Raw genomic sequence first — 14,777 nt, 5'->3', positions numbered from 1 at the left:
TTATTTAGCGGTTAACCAGCCGTTTAGGCAACGTCAGCGCGAGCACGCCCACCATCAACATGCTGATGGTGAGTGCGACCACGGCCAACACGGTCGAATGGGTCGCGTCGATGATGCCGCCAATCAGGTACGGACTGACAAACCCGGCGAGATTGCCGACCGAATTGATCACGGCGATTCCTGATGCGGCCGCAGCGCCGGTCAGCATGGCAGTCGGCAAAACCCAGAACTGCGTCATGGTGACAAGCACCGCTGCCGTTGCCACCGTCAGTGCGATCGTGGCGAGCATGGGCTGGTGCATAAATACGGCGCTTGCGATCCAGCCTAGCGCGCCTGCCATGGCCGGAATCGTGATGTGCCAACGCCGTTCGCGGCGTGCATCGGAATGGCGGCTCACTATCAGCATGGCAACCACCGCCACAGCATAGGGCAGGGCGGTAAGCAGTCCTACGCTAAGCGGATTGCTGACACCGGTGTTTTTGATCAGCGTGGGCAAATAGAATCCCACGCCATACAAGCCCATCATGTTGAAGAAATACAGCACACACATCAGCCAGACACGCGGGTTGGCGAAGCCGTCGCGCGCGCGGTGGGACTGGACACCTTTGCTGTCGTCCGCCAGATTGCGTGCGAGCAGCGCCTTTTCGTCGGCAGTGAGCCAGCGTGCCTTCTCGACGCTGTTATCCAGAAAGAGCAGCACGACAAACCCCATCACCAGCGACGGAATCGCTTCTATCAGGAAAAGCCATTGCCAGCCGGCCAGGTGGTGCGCGCCGGAAGCTGAATTCATGATCCAGCCGGATAGCGGCGCGCCCACCAATCCAGCAACGGGAATTCCAGTGATGAATAGCGCCAGCATGTTGGCACGCCTGCGTGCCGGGTACCAGTAAGTCAGATACAGGATCACGCCAGGGAACAGGCCCGCTTCAGCGAGACCCAACACAAAGCGCATCGCGTAGAACATGGCCGGAGTTTTGACGAAGATGGTCGCCGCCGAAACGATCGACCAGGTGATCATCACACGCGCAATCCAGAGTCGCGCGCCTACGCGGTGCAATAGCAAGTTGCTCGGCACCTCGAAAAGGAAGTATCCGAGAAAGAAAATTCCGGCGCCCAGCCCGTACACCGTCTCGCTGAACTTCAGATCCGCGAGCATCTGGATCTTCGCAAACCCGACGTTGACGCGGTCGAGATAGGCAACGACGTAGCACATGAACAGCAACGGCACGATACGTCGCGTCACTTTTTCGTATATCGAATCATCCGCCTCGGCCGAGGGTGCCGCATCTGACGCGAATGCCCCGTTTGTCCCCACCATGCTGTTTCCTTGAAGCGACTATTGCTATTGATCGATAGAGATGCTTCTGGCGAATTGCCGAGGCAAGCACCGCGCTGCAAACGGAGCAGGGTAGCGGCTGGCGAAGCATTGGGAAAGCCACCCGTCACGCAAAACAGTTGTGCGTAAAAGGGTTTGCCTCATTGACCGATTTACTTACCGCGATTGATTTATTTACCGCGACTGAACAATACGCTTCTTTGCGAAGCACGATCCCGGCAATTCGAGCGACCGACCTTTGGCCGCAATGCGAGACGCTCCGTCGGGCTGGAACAACACGTTTTTAGCAATTCAGAATTGCTCAGGGAAAGCATTTGCAACCGCCAGCGCGCCGACGTGGTGCGGAAACCGCCCGTCCGTGTCGGGTGCGAGCCTTCTAAGGCATCTACGTGATTTATGCCGCGCGGGTCGATCGATGGCCAGTTTTTTTAATACCTTCTTACATGAAGTCTCAGGTCTTGATAGAGTAAGTTCTCCATCCAAAAAGAAACGGCCGGAAAAACGGCTTACGGAGACGTCAATGAAGTTTGCACATTTCCTTGCATCGTCAGTTATCCTTACATTATTTTCTGGTTTGGCCGGCATGACATCCGCGTATGCCGCGGCGCCTGTCAAACTGGTCACCGAAGAAGCAATGGTGGCATCGCCGCAGCCGGGCATCCAGATATATGTCCGAAACAAGCATCCGGCCAATCAAACGCATTTTGACGCCGCCCACACGCTGGTGTTCGTCCACGGCGCCACGTATCCCGCCAGCACCGCGTTCGATCTCGAACTGGACGGCATGTCGTGGATGGATTACATGGCGCGGCGTGGCTTCGATGTCTACCTGCTCGATCTTCCCGGCTACGGCCGTTCAACGCGCCCTGCGGCCATGGACCAGCCGGCTGACGCCGGGCAGCCCGTGGAAACGACGGCCCAGGCGGTGCAGGACTACGCGGCTGTCGTCGATTGGGTGCTGGCGCGCCGCCACCTGACGAGGCTGGATGTCATGGGATGGTCGTGGGGCACGACGATTGCCGGCGGTTTCGCGGCCGCGCAACCGGACAAGGTGAACCGCCTCGTGCTTTACGCATCGGTCTGGCTCTCGCATGACACCCCGCCAACGGGCGATGCCGCCAAGCTCGGCGCGTATCGCATGGTCACTGCGGAGATGGCGAAAGAGCGCTGGTACAAAGGCGTGCCCGAGGACAAGCGCTCGGACCTGATTCCGCCCGGCTGGTTCGACAAGTGGCAGCAGGCGACGTGGGCGACGGATCCCAAAGCGGCATCGGCCAACCCGCCGGCCTTGCGCGCACCGAACGGCGTGACGCAGGACATTCGCGGCTACTACATGTCCGGTAAGGCGACCTACGATCCGGGCAAGATCACGGCGCCTACGCTCATGATTCAGGCGCAATGGGATCAGGACACGCCGCCTTACATGTCGCAGGCCTTGTTTCCGCTGCTGACCGGCACGCCGTGGAAGCAATACGATCTGATCGGCGAAGGGACGCACACGGTCATCATGGAGAAGAACCGCTTGCAATTGTTCAACGCGGTGCAAAATTTCCTTGAGGAGCCTGCGCCGCGTTAATGCGGAGATGTTGGCGTTTTCTGCCTCGACGCTCGGGCGAAGGGCTTCCTCAAGGATCAGCCGAGCGGTCGCGCAGGCATGTCTGAGGAAGTGCCTGTCGCCGTGCTGCGGTTATGTAGTCCCGGCGCAGGCCTGATTGTCGGTGTGGCGTTGCCGGTCGACGGCGGTTTTGTCGCTCACTGAGATGCAGGACGGGCAACTTCTACCGTCAAGTGAAGTATTTCGTGAACCGGCGCGAGTCTCTCGCGAATCGTATCTGCCGTAATACCCGCTTTCGTGCTGACACTTACAATGGCCGCCCGCGCTTCGGGTCCGATTTGCCAGACATGTAAATCGGCAATTTGAGCGTCTCCGTGCGATGCCAATATCTCGCATATTTCTTCGGTGACGTGCTCGTCGGTTTTGTCCAAAAGGATCGCGGCCGTGTCGCGCAGGAGGGTCCACGACCATCGGGCGATGACGATTGAACCGACAATACCCATCACCGGATCAAGCCAGACCCAGCCGAGATAACGGCCCGCAAGCAGCGCCACGATTGCCAGCACCGAGGTCAGTGCATCCGCGAGAACATGAACGTAGGCCGACCGCAGATTGTTGTCGCTTCCGTGTGAGTGGTGATCATGTCCGTGATGATGGGCATGGTGTTCATGGCCACCGTGGCTGCCAGAAAGTAGAAAGGCGCTGGCGATGTTCACGGCGAGCCCAACGGCTGCGATGATGGTTGCTTCGCCGAAGACGACCGTGGTTGGACGGAACAGTCTGAGGGCGGATTCGACAGCGATCGCTATCGACACGACGGCCAGGATGAGGGCGGAAGCGAAGCCAGCGAGTTCGCCCACCTTGCCCGTGCCAAAACTGAAGGCCCGATCGTTCGAGTGCCGCTTTGCGTAGGCATATGCCCCTGCGGCAATCCCGAGAGCACCCGCATGCGTCGCCATGTGGAAACCATCGGCGAGTAGCGCCATCGATCCCGTCAGATAGCCGGCTACGATCTCGCCAACCATCATGATGAACGTCAGCGCGACGACCGATTGGGTGCGGCGCGCGTTTTCGTCATGGGTACTACCCAGGAACGAGCCGTTGTGTTTGCAAGGCGAAGTAGAAAGACGGGTGTTCATAGCCACTATTTTGAATAGCGCCGAATAGCTTCGATCAGGGCATCCACACCTCGGCTTCGCTCATCGGCGGTCAGGTCAGGATGCGCAACGTGTTCGCGAGCGTGCGCCTCGATAATTTCGTCCATCAGCCCATTGAGGGCGCCGCGCGTGGCAGCAACGAGGTGAAGAATCTTTTCGCAGTCTGCTTCCGATTCCAATGATCGCTCGACAGCCTGGACCTGGCCGGCAATACGGCGGACCCGTTTCAACAGATCATCTTTCTGGGCTGAGAGGTGAGACATAGGGTACCCCCTATAGGTATATGGCGAATGATATCACGTATGTCGTGACCTGCCGGGCAGGATCTTGGTGATGGCGGCCTGGCGTCGGGAAGGGGTGTTCGAAGCTGTTAAAGATATGGGCAAGTCATGCTAATGGCATGGGGCGGTTGCCGGCCACAATCAGCCATTCGACAATCGCCTCAGAATCGCCGACAATCGGGATATGTCGGCGGGCACGTGGTATTGCGTGCGGCTAGAACGCGATAGCTATTTTTTGTTGTCCTCGCGCCATATTCGTTGCAGAACAGGGGATCCTAATGGATATAATCGAGCATTATCGTGCTCTTTTAAAGAACTCGGACATCGTCATAGAAACGATGGTCGGCGCGACCGGGGCAAATGAGGCGCTAATAACATCCCATAATTATCTCCTCGATTACGATTCGATAAAAATGGCTATTGCGAATCGGCCAGAAGTAGCCGTCCTCGATTCTGCAGTAAAAGAATATCAATTCGCCCTTTTTGCATTAACTTCCGGCCAATATAGGCACGCTTTCGGTGGACTCAGGCTTTTCTTCGAACTCATGCTCGCCACCGTGCAATTTTCGGCGCACGAAATCGACTATCGAATGTGGGCGAAAGATTCGAAAGATATAAACTGGAATGCGTTGAAAGATCCGCAAGGCGGCGTATTTTCGACTAATTTTATTAGGGCGTTTAATCCGGCATTTGCGGACTGTGGCAAGCAATATTTAGCGATTGCTGAGGCTGTATATCGTGAATGTTCGGAGTTTGTGCACGGAAATGCCGGCACTCATGTGATCCTTCCTGCTGACATTGTATTTCAAAAACAAGCTTTTTTTTCTTGGCATGAAAAAGCGGAAACAATGCGATTGGCGATCATTTTTGCCTTCTCCGCTCGCTACCTGAATTACGTTACTAAAGAGGCAACGGATCGAATGGAGCCGATAATTACGGATGCGCTTGGAAATTTGCCGCCGGTTCAGGCAATGTTCTCACAACCAGCGATGGGCTGATTACCATGGCAGACTTTTTCTTTCGAACCGAGGATATCCGGCCTGAAGAGGTGCTTGATTATTTCGTTGAAACCTCGAAAGACCGGCAGATCGTTGACGCGCTGAAAAATAGAAATCCCGTCGTTTTGGTAGGAAGTCGAGGCGTGGGCAAGTCATTCTTGCTTCGAGTGGCACAAAAGGAACTCATGGATGCGTTCGAAGTGGATCGTGTGTTCCCGATCTACATCAGCTTCGTCAGAAGTTCCTTGCTACAGTCGTCGGATCCGGACCAGTTCAAACATTGGATGCTCGCAAGAATTTGCTCGTCGGTGATGAGAGGCCTAGCAAAAGCTGGCCTGCTCGGCGGCATGCCCAAGACAATTGGGCTGCTTGCTGGGGGGGCCGTGACGACGTCGATTGGGCGCACGAAGATTGAGGAAATCGCTGACGCATACGAAGCTTCTTGGAAAACGCCGAAAATCGCAGTGGACGCAGACGATCTTCCTAGTATTGATGACTTCAAGGAAGCGTTAGAAGATTTGGGCGAGGAACTCAATATTTCTCGCTTTGCCCTTCTCTTCGATGAGGCCGCCCACATATTTTTGCCGGAACAACAGCGGCAGTTCTTTACGATGTTTAGAGATCTGCGTTCGCACTGCATTACTTGCAATGCTGCGGTTTATCCGGGCGTAACGACGTTCGGCGAGACTTTTCAACCGGTTCACGACGCGACGATGCTTACCATCGATCGCGACATTCTCGCCGATGACTATGTAGAAAATATGCGGGAAATCGTCCAAAAACAGGCGGATAGCAACCTTCTCGCTCAAATCGCCCAGTATGGAAAAAATTTCTCCACTCTGGCTTACGCTGCGACCGGTAATCCACGTCTGTTGCTGAAAACGATTGCTCAATGTCCAAAAGTCAATTCCCAACAAGTAAACGAGACAATTAGGGAATTTTATCGAACCGATATCTGGGCCGAACACTCGACGCTGTCCGAAAAATATCTAGGGCATAAAGCTTTAATTGATTGGGGTAGAGATTTTATTGAAACCCAAGTGCTTCCAGACATCAAGGCGAAAAATGAACAATATTTGGCTTCCGACAAAGCAACGTCCGCTTTCTTTTGGATTCATAGAGACGCGCCGGAACTGGTAAAAGAAGCTTTGCGAGTCCTTGCATACACTGGCATTGTGGTGGAGCATGCGACCGGCATCAAGGCAAGCCGGGCCGAAATCGGAAAGCGCTACGTGATTAATTTAGGCTGTCTTTTCGCGCTCGAAGTATCTCCGACAAATTCGGCGTTTGAAATTGCGAAGCAATTGACTCCGAAGAGGATGACCGAATATGGGTCGAATGTTCCATCATATAAAAAGCTGACAGATCAGGCAGCGCAAATCACAAACGACGGCATGGAGTTGGCGCTCAATGTTCAACTGAACAGGCCGGCCACAGTACTGGATTTGACGGCATGGCAGTTAGAAAAGTTAGCGGAACTTGGGCTGAAGACTGTGCGCGATGTCTTGAATGCGACGGAGGCGAAGCTTAAAGAAGCAAATTACGTTGGAGATGTGCGTGCGCGCCGAATGCGCAATGCAGCGGTTGCCGCGGTACTCGAGTATCTGTCGGGCTGATAACGAACACAGCCGCCAAACTAAATTGCGAAGGCTGCCAAGCTTCTGGCACAGGCGCGCCGTCAGATCGAACGTCTGTTTGGAGCTTGGCTGGATGACCGAAATGGGTCGCGTACTGACGGTCAATGCCCCAGGGTGATCCGGCATTTCACGCCGACCGTATGAAGCAGTGACCGGCCAACGCAGACATCCATCTGCTTGCGGTGCACGGCTGGTGTTAGGTCCATTACGGCCGTTCGTGTCCGACAGATTGCGACCTCAGCGGGATCCCAATACGCCCGCAGCCAACTGGCGATCTTCGGCCTTGCGGGGAAGTGCCAAGCCAAAATTCACAGGTCCATGTCGGCAGCCGACACTTCGAGCTACCTCGGCATGGCGTACTCTCGCACCCATCATGCCGCGCGAGCGGCCGCTCGCTGCTGCCGCAAGATCCGTACAAGATTCTGCACGGTCGGCGATTTTTCGCGCTGCCGATGAATTAGCGCGATACCCGTAGAAAGCGGTTTTCCCTTCAGCTCGTGATAAGACACGCCTTCGACCTGGATCTGCCGGATCGATGCAGGAACCACTGCCACACCGAACCCAGCCGCGACGAGGTTCGCCGCCGATGAGATCTGTGGCGATTCCATGCTGATCGAGAGAGCAAAACCGGCCTGGCGGCAGGCACCGATGATCGAGTCATGCAGATCCGGGCCGATCGGCCGTGGAAAAAGGATGAACGGATCGTCAGCAAGCTCTGCCAGATCGATGCGCCGTCGCCGGCTCAGGCGATGCTTCGCCGGTAGCACCGCCAACATGTCTTCGTCGGCCAAGGGTTCTACGATCAGATCCCTGCAATTCAGCGGCATGCGTACCAGCGCGGCATCGAGCTGGCGCTCCGCGACCTTGTCGAGCAGCGCCGAACTGTTGCTCTCCTCGCAACTGATCGACACGCGCTCATACGCATGCCGGTACTGTTGCATTGTCGTCGCGACCATCGGGTGAAACACCGTCGAACCTGCAAAACCCAGCGAAAGCCGGCCCGTCGTCCCACGTCCCGCGTTCTGTGCTTCGACGAATGCCTGTTGCGCGTCCTCGACAATGCGTCGCGCGCTCTCACGAAACAGCCGTCCTGCTTCGGTCAATTCGACGCGGCGCGGATGCCGGACGAACAGGGGAGTGCCGATTTCCCGCTCGAGCTTGAGGATCTGCTGGCTTAACGGCGGCTGGGCGATGCCCAGGTGCGTCGCGGCATCCGTGAAATGCAGATGCTCGGCCACGGCGAGGAAGTAGCGTAACTGGCGAAATTCCATATCTTTTTCGTCTCCGAAAAGTGACTTTGAGATATTGGACTAATGAGTGGCCTGATTTTAACCTTGTGTCAACCCGATGCGCTCAAAGGTCACACCTGCCCGGTCGATTGAAGCCGATGCGCGTCCCACTCAATGTTTCTTCAGGAGAATTCAATGTCAGCAACGCGTGCACCGTCGGCAGCCGTGCAGGACAGTATGGCTTCCACTTTGGTGGCGGATCTGCGCAACATCGTCGGCAAGAAGCACACGCTGACCGATGATGGCGCTACCCGCCGCTACCGTACCGGCTTCCGGTTTGGCACCGGTAAGGCGCTCGCAGTGGTCCGCCCCGGCACAATCGTCGAACAATGGAAAGTGCTGCAGGCGTGCATCGCGGCCAATGTGATCGTGATCACGCAAGCCTCGAACACGGGCCTCACCGGCGGCTCGACACCGGACGGCAACGACTATGATCGCGACATCGTGATTGTCAGCACGAGCCGCATGAAGAAGGTGTACGTGATCGACGATGGCAAGCAGGTCGTCTGTCTTCCCGGGGCGACGCTCGACCAGTTGGAGAAGACATTGAAACCCATTGGCCGTGAGCCGCATTCGGTGATCGGCTCGAGTTGTATCGGCGCGTCGGTATTCGGCGGGGTCTGCAACAACTCGGGCGGCGCGCTGGTGCAGCGCGGCCCCGCATATACGGAAATGGCGGTATTCGGGCAGGTGGATGCAGCGGGAAAACTGAATCTCGTCAATCATCTGGGAATCGAACTCGGTGACACGCCCGAGGATATCCTTGGCCGGCTCGAGCGTGGCGAGTTCACCGATGCAGATGTTCGCCACAACGCAGGTGCCGGGTCCGATCATGGCTACGCGACTCATGTTCGTGAGATCGATGCCGATACGCCGGCGCGCTTCAACGCCGATCCGCAGCGCCTCCATGAAGCGTCAGGCTCAGCCGGCAAGATAATGGTGTTTGGCGTGCGGCTCGACACGTTTCCGATTGAACAGAACGCAAAGGTGTTCTACATCGGTACGAACGTACCTGACGAACTTACCGAGATTCGCCGTCACGCGCTGCACGAGTTCAAGCATTTGCCAATCTCGGGCGAATATCTCCATCGCGACGCCTTCGACATCGCTGAGGAGTATGGCAAGGATACTTTCCTCGCGATCAACTACCTCGGCACGTCGCGATTGCCCGCGCTGTTCGGGCTAAAAAGTCGTTTCGATGCCTTGTTCGATCGCCTCGGCTTTCTTCCTTCGCATCTCTCTGATCGCGTTATGCAAGCTGCGAGCCGGCTTTTCCCGAGCCATCTGCCGCCGCGAATGAAACATTATCGTGAAAGGTACGAGCATCACCTGATGCTGAAGGTCTCGTCCGAAAGCGTAGAGGAGACACGAGCCTTCCTCTCAGGGTTCTTCGCAAACGCCACTGGCGGCTATTTCGAATGCACCGACGAAGAAGGCAGGAAAGCGTTCCTGCATCGCTTCGCTGCCGCCGGCGCAGCCGTGCGCTATCGCGCCGTGCATGCCCAGGAAGTGGAGAACATCGTCGCGCTGGATATCGCACTGCGACGCAATGACCGCGACTGGATCGAGACGCTGCCCGCCGAGATCGAAGAAAAGATCGCTATCAAGTTGTACTACGGCCACTTTCTCTGTCACGTGTTCCATCAGGATTACATCGTCAGGAAGGGCAACGACTGCCTTGAAGTCGAACACAGGATGTGGACGCTGCTGGACCGCCGTGGCGCCGAATATCCGGCGGAACATAACGTTGGCCATCTGTACCGCGCGAAGCCCGAACTCGCCGCGTTCTATCAGCGGCTCGATCCCTGCAACTGTTTCAATCCGGGGATCGGACAGACGTCGAAGTTTGCGAAGTATAGGGAAGCGGCGGTCTAGTTGTGGTCTATTGCCGGCCGATAGCGTTCCGTCCGGCCCGCTTCTGTCCTCTGGCCCCGGGGCAACGAAAATGGCGAATTGTTGCTAAGGTGTATGTACAGGCGCTGTGGTCAAGGTGCGGTCGTGGGCGGTTAAGGGATACACCTTGAGATTGGTCGCTAGTCGCCTTCGGGGGCGGGTAGCGACCGCCCGAAGCGGCGCGCACTCAATCTCCCTTCGCTTGAATGGAGATTGTTATGAAATCCGGCAATGCTGTCATTGTCCATCGTGTGCCTTGGAACAAGGGCAAACTCACTGGGCAGAAACCGCCACTAAAGCTCCGAGAAATCTGTCGCGTTGCAGCCAATTCGACGGCATTACGCGGCCGTGATGTCTGGCAGCTTCCAGCTATGGTCGAACCACGGCTGCAGCGGTCCATATAGTCGGAAAATCGTAAACCACGCCTTGCCTGGGAGCGTCTGTACCCAGTTCGTTTCGTGGCCGGCAGGCGGTGTCGGCCCGAAGTACACGTCGACAGACCCGTCCCGGTTCTTTTGCAGGTTTTTCTCGCTCGAAAGACTGGGGAACTGCTGATCCGTCTGCAGCATCGAGCGCGTCTGGGTGTCATACACGACAACCGACCAAAAGTCTTTTACCGGCACATTCGCGGGCACATGCAACACATAGCGGTTTCCGCCATCGAACGGCTTCCCCGCGGCGTCGACATTCGCCGCTGCGTATTGCGAACCGATGCCCGGCATTGCGACCGCCATCGCAGGCGTGTCGACCGTGGCGGCATAGAAGAACATCGTGCGCGCATCAAAATTGCGAGCGCCGTCGTTGAGCCATTGGTAACTACCGCCAATAAACGGTGTCGTCCAGTGTCCGTCGGGGTAGATCAGCGCAGCCGGATTGCGGTTCGCGAAATCGATCGCGCGTGCGGTCGTATTGCCCACGGCCACCGCGTCGGTCAAAATCGTCTTCACGTGGGCGTCGGGGGCGAACGGCTTGCCCTTTACCATGCCGATCGAGGCGAACAGGCCGGTCATGTCTGGGCCATACGATCCGGCGGGTTCCTCCTGCACAATCTGGTTGATCTCGTCGTAGAACTCGATGTTATTTGCGTGGACCGTATTGATTGCTTTGCCCGAAAGATCGATGAACTGCGTCGCGGGCGGATTCGCTACCTGAGCAAGAGGGTACACGCGGAGCCCGGCTTTCAGGCTCGCCACGCCTGGACGTGGGTCGCCGTTCTTCATGAATGCCCGGCCGAAAAGCAGGTTGCCGTAAGTGGAAGACCTCACGATGATGTAGCCGCTCGATGGAAGTGCGCCCGTGTAGCCCGGCGGAACAAAGAGGTACTTGCCGCCTTTACCCTTGTCCGGTCCTGCGTTGCCCATGTCGGTCACGTAGCGGAACCAGAAGTCGTCAACGACGCCGAGAATATCAGGTGGGGTCTCCACGACGACTGGCCCATCCTTCAGGTCCATCCAGTTCCAGAAGTACACAGTTTCCGTGTTCGCCGTGAGAAAGAGCGACTTCGAGTCCATCAGCGACTCGAATACTCCAACCGTGCTGCCCGTCGCACCCACACTGCGCAGGCCGGTGCGGATGGCCACCATCGAAGCGCCCGGAATGCCATTCAGGAATGCTTCCACGCCGCGCATGAAGACGAGGTTGTCGTAAACCTTGTCGGCGGTTTGCGGCGTGGGGACACCATCGAAATAGGACAGCGTGCCGATGCGCGTGTCCACGGAGGCGGGCGTGGTGATCTGCACGGGGATCGGCGTGGTCATCCTGTAGCTCGCGGGCGGCGATGCACTCGTGCACGCGGCGAGCGCGGCAAGCGCGAATACGCTCAGCGCGCGCGTATGCTTCACGGTTTCAGGCATGGATGCTCCGTTCGAATGGATGATCTTCGAGGCTAAGCGCGTCAATCAGGAAAGCGGAACGATGTCGTCCGGCTTCCAGGATTTGTCAAAAAACGGTTTGAGCGGGCCGTAGAGGCGCAGGATCGGGAACCAGCCTTTGCCCGATATCGTGCGAATCCAGTTCTTCGCGTGGCCGGTGGGTGCCTCCGGGCCAAAATAGATGTCCACTGAGCCGTCGGCGTTCACAACCGGTCCCGTGTACTGGCTCACCGTGGGGAACGGCTGGCCATTGTCGAGCATCGAGCGTGTCTGCGCGTCATACACCACGACCGACCAGAAGTTTTTCACGGGCACATTCGGCGGCAGATGCATACGATAATTCTTCGCGCCGTCGAGATACGCGCCGTTTGCGTCGCGCGGCGTCCACGCGTATTGCGAGCCCGCGCCGACGACCTGCGCGACCATCGCGGGCGACATGCCGATGGCGGCATACGCGAAGCCCGCGCGGCGGTCCGTGTTCAGGTAGCCCTGCGGATCCCACGTTGCGCTGCCGCCGATGAATAACCACTCCCAATGGCGATCCGGATAGATGAGCCGCGCCGGGTCCTTCGAAGCAAACGTGTTCTCGCGCGCGATCGCTCCGCCCAGCTTGCCCGCCTCGTCGAGCAACACGCGGCGGTCAGCGTCGGGAGCGAACGGCCTGTCGTGCTCGATGCCAATCTGCGTCAGCATGAACCGGTCGTGCGACGGGACGGCGTTCGTCGGCTCGCTCGCGATGATCGTGGCGAGGTCGTCGAAGTATTGGTAGTCGTCATCGAAGATCGTGTCGATGCGCGTGGTCGATCCGTCCACAGTGGTCGTCTTCGGCGGGTTCGACGCGTTCGCCAGCGGATAAATGCGCGCGGACTTGATGAGTGCCACGGCCCGGTCGGGCTTACCGTCGACGAGGAAGCCGCGTACACCCAACACAACGCGGTATGTGGGCGAGCGTTTGACTATGTAGCCTGGCGGCACGGTGCCGTGCCAGTCAGGTGGCAGGAAGAGGAATTTGCCGCCGCGGCCCTTGTCGTCACCGGTCGGGCCGATGCCAGCCACTTCGCCCTGCCAGAGATCGGAAGCGCCGCCCAGCAGATGTGGCGGCGCCTCTACTACGACCGGACCGTCACGCTTGAGATCGATTGCACACATCGCATAGACGGTTTCCGAATTGCCGGTGAGGAGCAGCGTGCCAGCGTTCATGAGGCTTTCCCACACCACAAGCTGGTTGGGCACAGCCTGGCCAGCGCCCGCCACGCCTTTCCAGACGCGGTACCACGAGACCGCGGGCATCTGGGCGAGATACACCTCAACGGCGCGGTTCAGCACGAGGACGTCATCGAGCTTGCGGCTGGCATCTGCGGTGGGATATCCACCCCGGAAGTCGAAGCTGCCGTAGCGGGTAGCGAGTGTGCCGGTGCCCGCCCAGCCGTGTTCGTCGACCGCGGGGGACTGGGCAAAAGCAGCGGTGCTGAAGATCGCGGAAACTGCGAGCGGAAGGAGCGCGTGCAACTGCGTACGTTTTTGCATCGTCTTGTTATCTCGGATCGCCATTGGGACGCCTGCCAGCACGCAGCCCGTCCGCCACTGCTCCGGGGCTCGCCAATGATTCCGCGCTGAAACCAGACGCCAGAAAACATACGAAACGCCCAGGCAGTATGCCCCTTGGCCCAAGGGGCCGCAAGCGCCTAAGTTTTCGTTCGCGAACTAGCAGACGAGGACCATGCGTCTTGAATCAGATCAATGCGCAACCCGGGTGGAACGCATGTTCCGCCCAGACCGCGATGCATGCGTTAGGGGGCAGTCGAAAGCTGAACACGTGGCATGAGAATCAGGATACGTGGGCCTCTGCGATGAGGAGACGTGGCGGTTGCTAGCAACTTGAACGAAAGCGTTACCGTTGTTCGAATGCTCTCTCGCGTCGACATGTGCCCGAAGAATGGGGCGACTCGCGGCCACTTTGAGACGTTCACCCCGTGCTCCTGAGTGGCCGCTCACAAGATTGCTATGGCCGGTCGAGTCCGCAGGCGCGCCCGGCTACCGGGTGCGAGGCGCTGCAAGTTCGAGCCAGGTCGATACGAAAGCAACAACGGCGCGGCGTCAGAGCGGTCGCATTGAACTCCGTGGCAACTCTCAGCGCCGTGCTAGCGCGAACGAACTACTGGATCGCGGCGGTGGCGCCGATCTTCTGCGCCAGCAACCGCTCGTAAGTGCCGAAGCTCAAGTCCACCTCGTCCTGAGAGACGGCCTTTACCGTCAACACCACCTGTTCTGGGGTGAGGCCGAGGATCGTGGCAAGGGCCGCTTCGATCGGCGCCGCGCACAAGCGGTCTTCGGCGATGGTCGTGCCAACGGCGATGTCATACGCGCCGTCCTGATCGCGAAACACGACTTCCACGAGGCGTGCCCGCGCGCTCATGTTGCTTTCAACGGCCAGCCGCGCGACCTCGGCCACGACGCGCAGCCGTTCGGCTGGAAAGCCGCGAGTCGCGTGCAGCCGGACACGGTGTTTGCCAAGCGTCACCCAGTCGGTATCGAATTCCATATTGGCTCCTTCCAGAACAATCCGCGCGGTGCAAATAAGGGCTCCCGCCGGGTGTTTCAATATATCCGACGGAATATATTGAGGCGCAGTCAATATTCGATCTACCGATATTGAAAGTCCTGGTCACGCACCTATTTTTGGGCCGCAAAGGCGACGCGCGCCGCCCATACAGCGTCTCCAGGAAGTGCGACCGCGTGCGCTTCGTCGGGGCGCGGCAG

The 14,777-nt window shown here is 58.0% G+C and carries 11 protein-coding genes and 1 pseudogene; 5 read left to right on the top strand and 7 right to left on the bottom strand.

What is annotated here, in order from left to right:
- Positions 1 to 4 precede the first annotated feature (4 nt).
- On the bottom strand, positions 5 to 1,318 hold the full coding sequence (locus FQ755_RS00330) for an MFS transporter (protein ID WP_144150130.1): 1,314 nt from the start codon (positions 1,316 to 1,318) through the stop codon (positions 5 to 7).
- 601 nt (positions 1,319 to 1,919) lie between these two features.
- Between FQ755_RS00330 and FQ755_RS00325 the strand changes: the two genes are divergently transcribed.
- Positions 1,920 to 2,912, top strand: a complete 993-nt coding sequence (locus FQ755_RS00325) for an alpha/beta hydrolase (protein ID WP_144150129.1) — start codon at positions 1,920 to 1,922, stop codon at positions 2,910 to 2,912.
- Positions 2,913 to 3,088: 176 nt separating this feature from the next.
- Here FQ755_RS00325 and dmeF read toward each other — a convergent pair whose 3' ends face one another.
- Positions 3,089 to 4,030 (bottom strand): CDF family Co(II)/Ni(II) efflux transporter DmeF, encoded by a 942-nt coding sequence (gene dmeF / locus FQ755_RS00315; protein WP_144150128.1) that lies wholly within the window; start codon positions 4,028 to 4,030, stop codon positions 3,089 to 3,091.
- 5 nt (positions 4,031 to 4,035) lie between these two features.
- On the bottom strand, positions 4,036 to 4,311 hold the full coding sequence (locus tag FQ755_RS00310; RefSeq protein ID WP_144150127.1) for a metal/formaldehyde-sensitive transcriptional repressor: 276 nt from the start codon (positions 4,309 to 4,311) through the stop codon (positions 4,036 to 4,038).
- A 296-nt stretch (positions 4,312 to 4,607) separates the two neighbouring features.
- Between FQ755_RS00310 and FQ755_RS00305 the strand changes: the two genes are divergently transcribed.
- Positions 4,608 to 5,327 carry a hypothetical protein gene (locus FQ755_RS00305; protein ID WP_144150126.1) on the top strand — a complete coding sequence of 240 codons (720 nt, stop codon included), beginning with the start codon at positions 4,608 to 4,610 and terminating at the stop codon, positions 5,325 to 5,327.
- A 5-nt stretch (positions 5,328 to 5,332) separates the two neighbouring features.
- Positions 5,333 to 6,943: a hypothetical protein gene (locus FQ755_RS00300; RefSeq protein ID WP_144150125.1), complete on the top strand. Its 1,611-nt coding sequence runs from the start codon at positions 5,333 to 5,335 to the stop codon at positions 6,941 to 6,943.
- 392 nt (positions 6,944 to 7,335) lie between these two features.
- On the opposite strand, the gene FQ755_RS00295 is transcribed toward FQ755_RS00300, so the two are convergent.
- Positions 7,336 to 8,235, bottom strand: a complete 900-nt coding sequence (locus FQ755_RS00295) for a LysR family transcriptional regulator (protein ID WP_144150124.1) — start codon at positions 8,233 to 8,235, stop codon at positions 7,336 to 7,338.
- A 153-nt stretch (positions 8,236 to 8,388) separates the two neighbouring features.
- Between FQ755_RS00295 and dld the strand changes: the two genes are divergently transcribed.
- Together dld and FQ755_RS37905 are read left to right on the top strand one after the other, a co-directional pair.
- Positions 8,389 to 10,128: a D-lactate dehydrogenase gene (gene dld, locus FQ755_RS00290; protein ID WP_144150123.1), complete on the top strand. Its 1,740-nt coding sequence runs from the start codon at positions 8,389 to 8,391 to the stop codon at positions 10,126 to 10,128.
- Between the two features lie 236 nt (positions 10,129 to 10,364).
- Positions 10,365 to 10,457: pseudogene (locus tag FQ755_RS37905) on the top strand (integrase); the annotation flags it as partial.
- A 27-nt stretch (positions 10,458 to 10,484) separates the two neighbouring features.
- On the opposite strand, the gene FQ755_RS00280 reads toward FQ755_RS37905, so the two are convergent.
- The 3 genes from FQ755_RS00280 to FQ755_RS00270 form a co-directional block, all read right to left on the bottom strand.
- Positions 10,485 to 11,999 (bottom strand): DUF1254 domain-containing protein, encoded by a 1,515-nt coding sequence (locus tag FQ755_RS00280; RefSeq protein ID WP_144150122.1) that lies wholly within the window; start codon positions 11,997 to 11,999, stop codon positions 10,485 to 10,487.
- A gap of 45 nt (positions 12,000 to 12,044) precedes the next feature.
- A complete protein-coding gene (locus tag FQ755_RS00275) occupies positions 12,045 to 13,544 on the bottom strand; it encodes a DUF1254 domain-containing protein (protein ID WP_144150121.1) in 1,500 nt (499 codons plus the stop codon).
- Between the two features lie 628 nt (positions 13,545 to 14,172).
- Positions 14,173 to 14,559, bottom strand: coding sequence for a hypothetical protein (locus tag FQ755_RS00270; protein WP_144150120.1), 387 nt, complete (start codon positions 14,557 to 14,559; stop codon positions 14,173 to 14,175).
- Positions 14,560 to 14,777: the final 218 nt, after the last annotated feature.

This window comes from Paraburkholderia sp. BCC1885 (assembly GCF_900996235.1).
Lineage (GTDB): Bacteria > Pseudomonadota > Gammaproteobacteria > Burkholderiales > Burkholderiaceae > Paraburkholderia.
The sequence above is the reverse complement of the archived record's forward strand: the minus strand, read 5'-3'. Positions and strand labels throughout refer to the sequence as shown.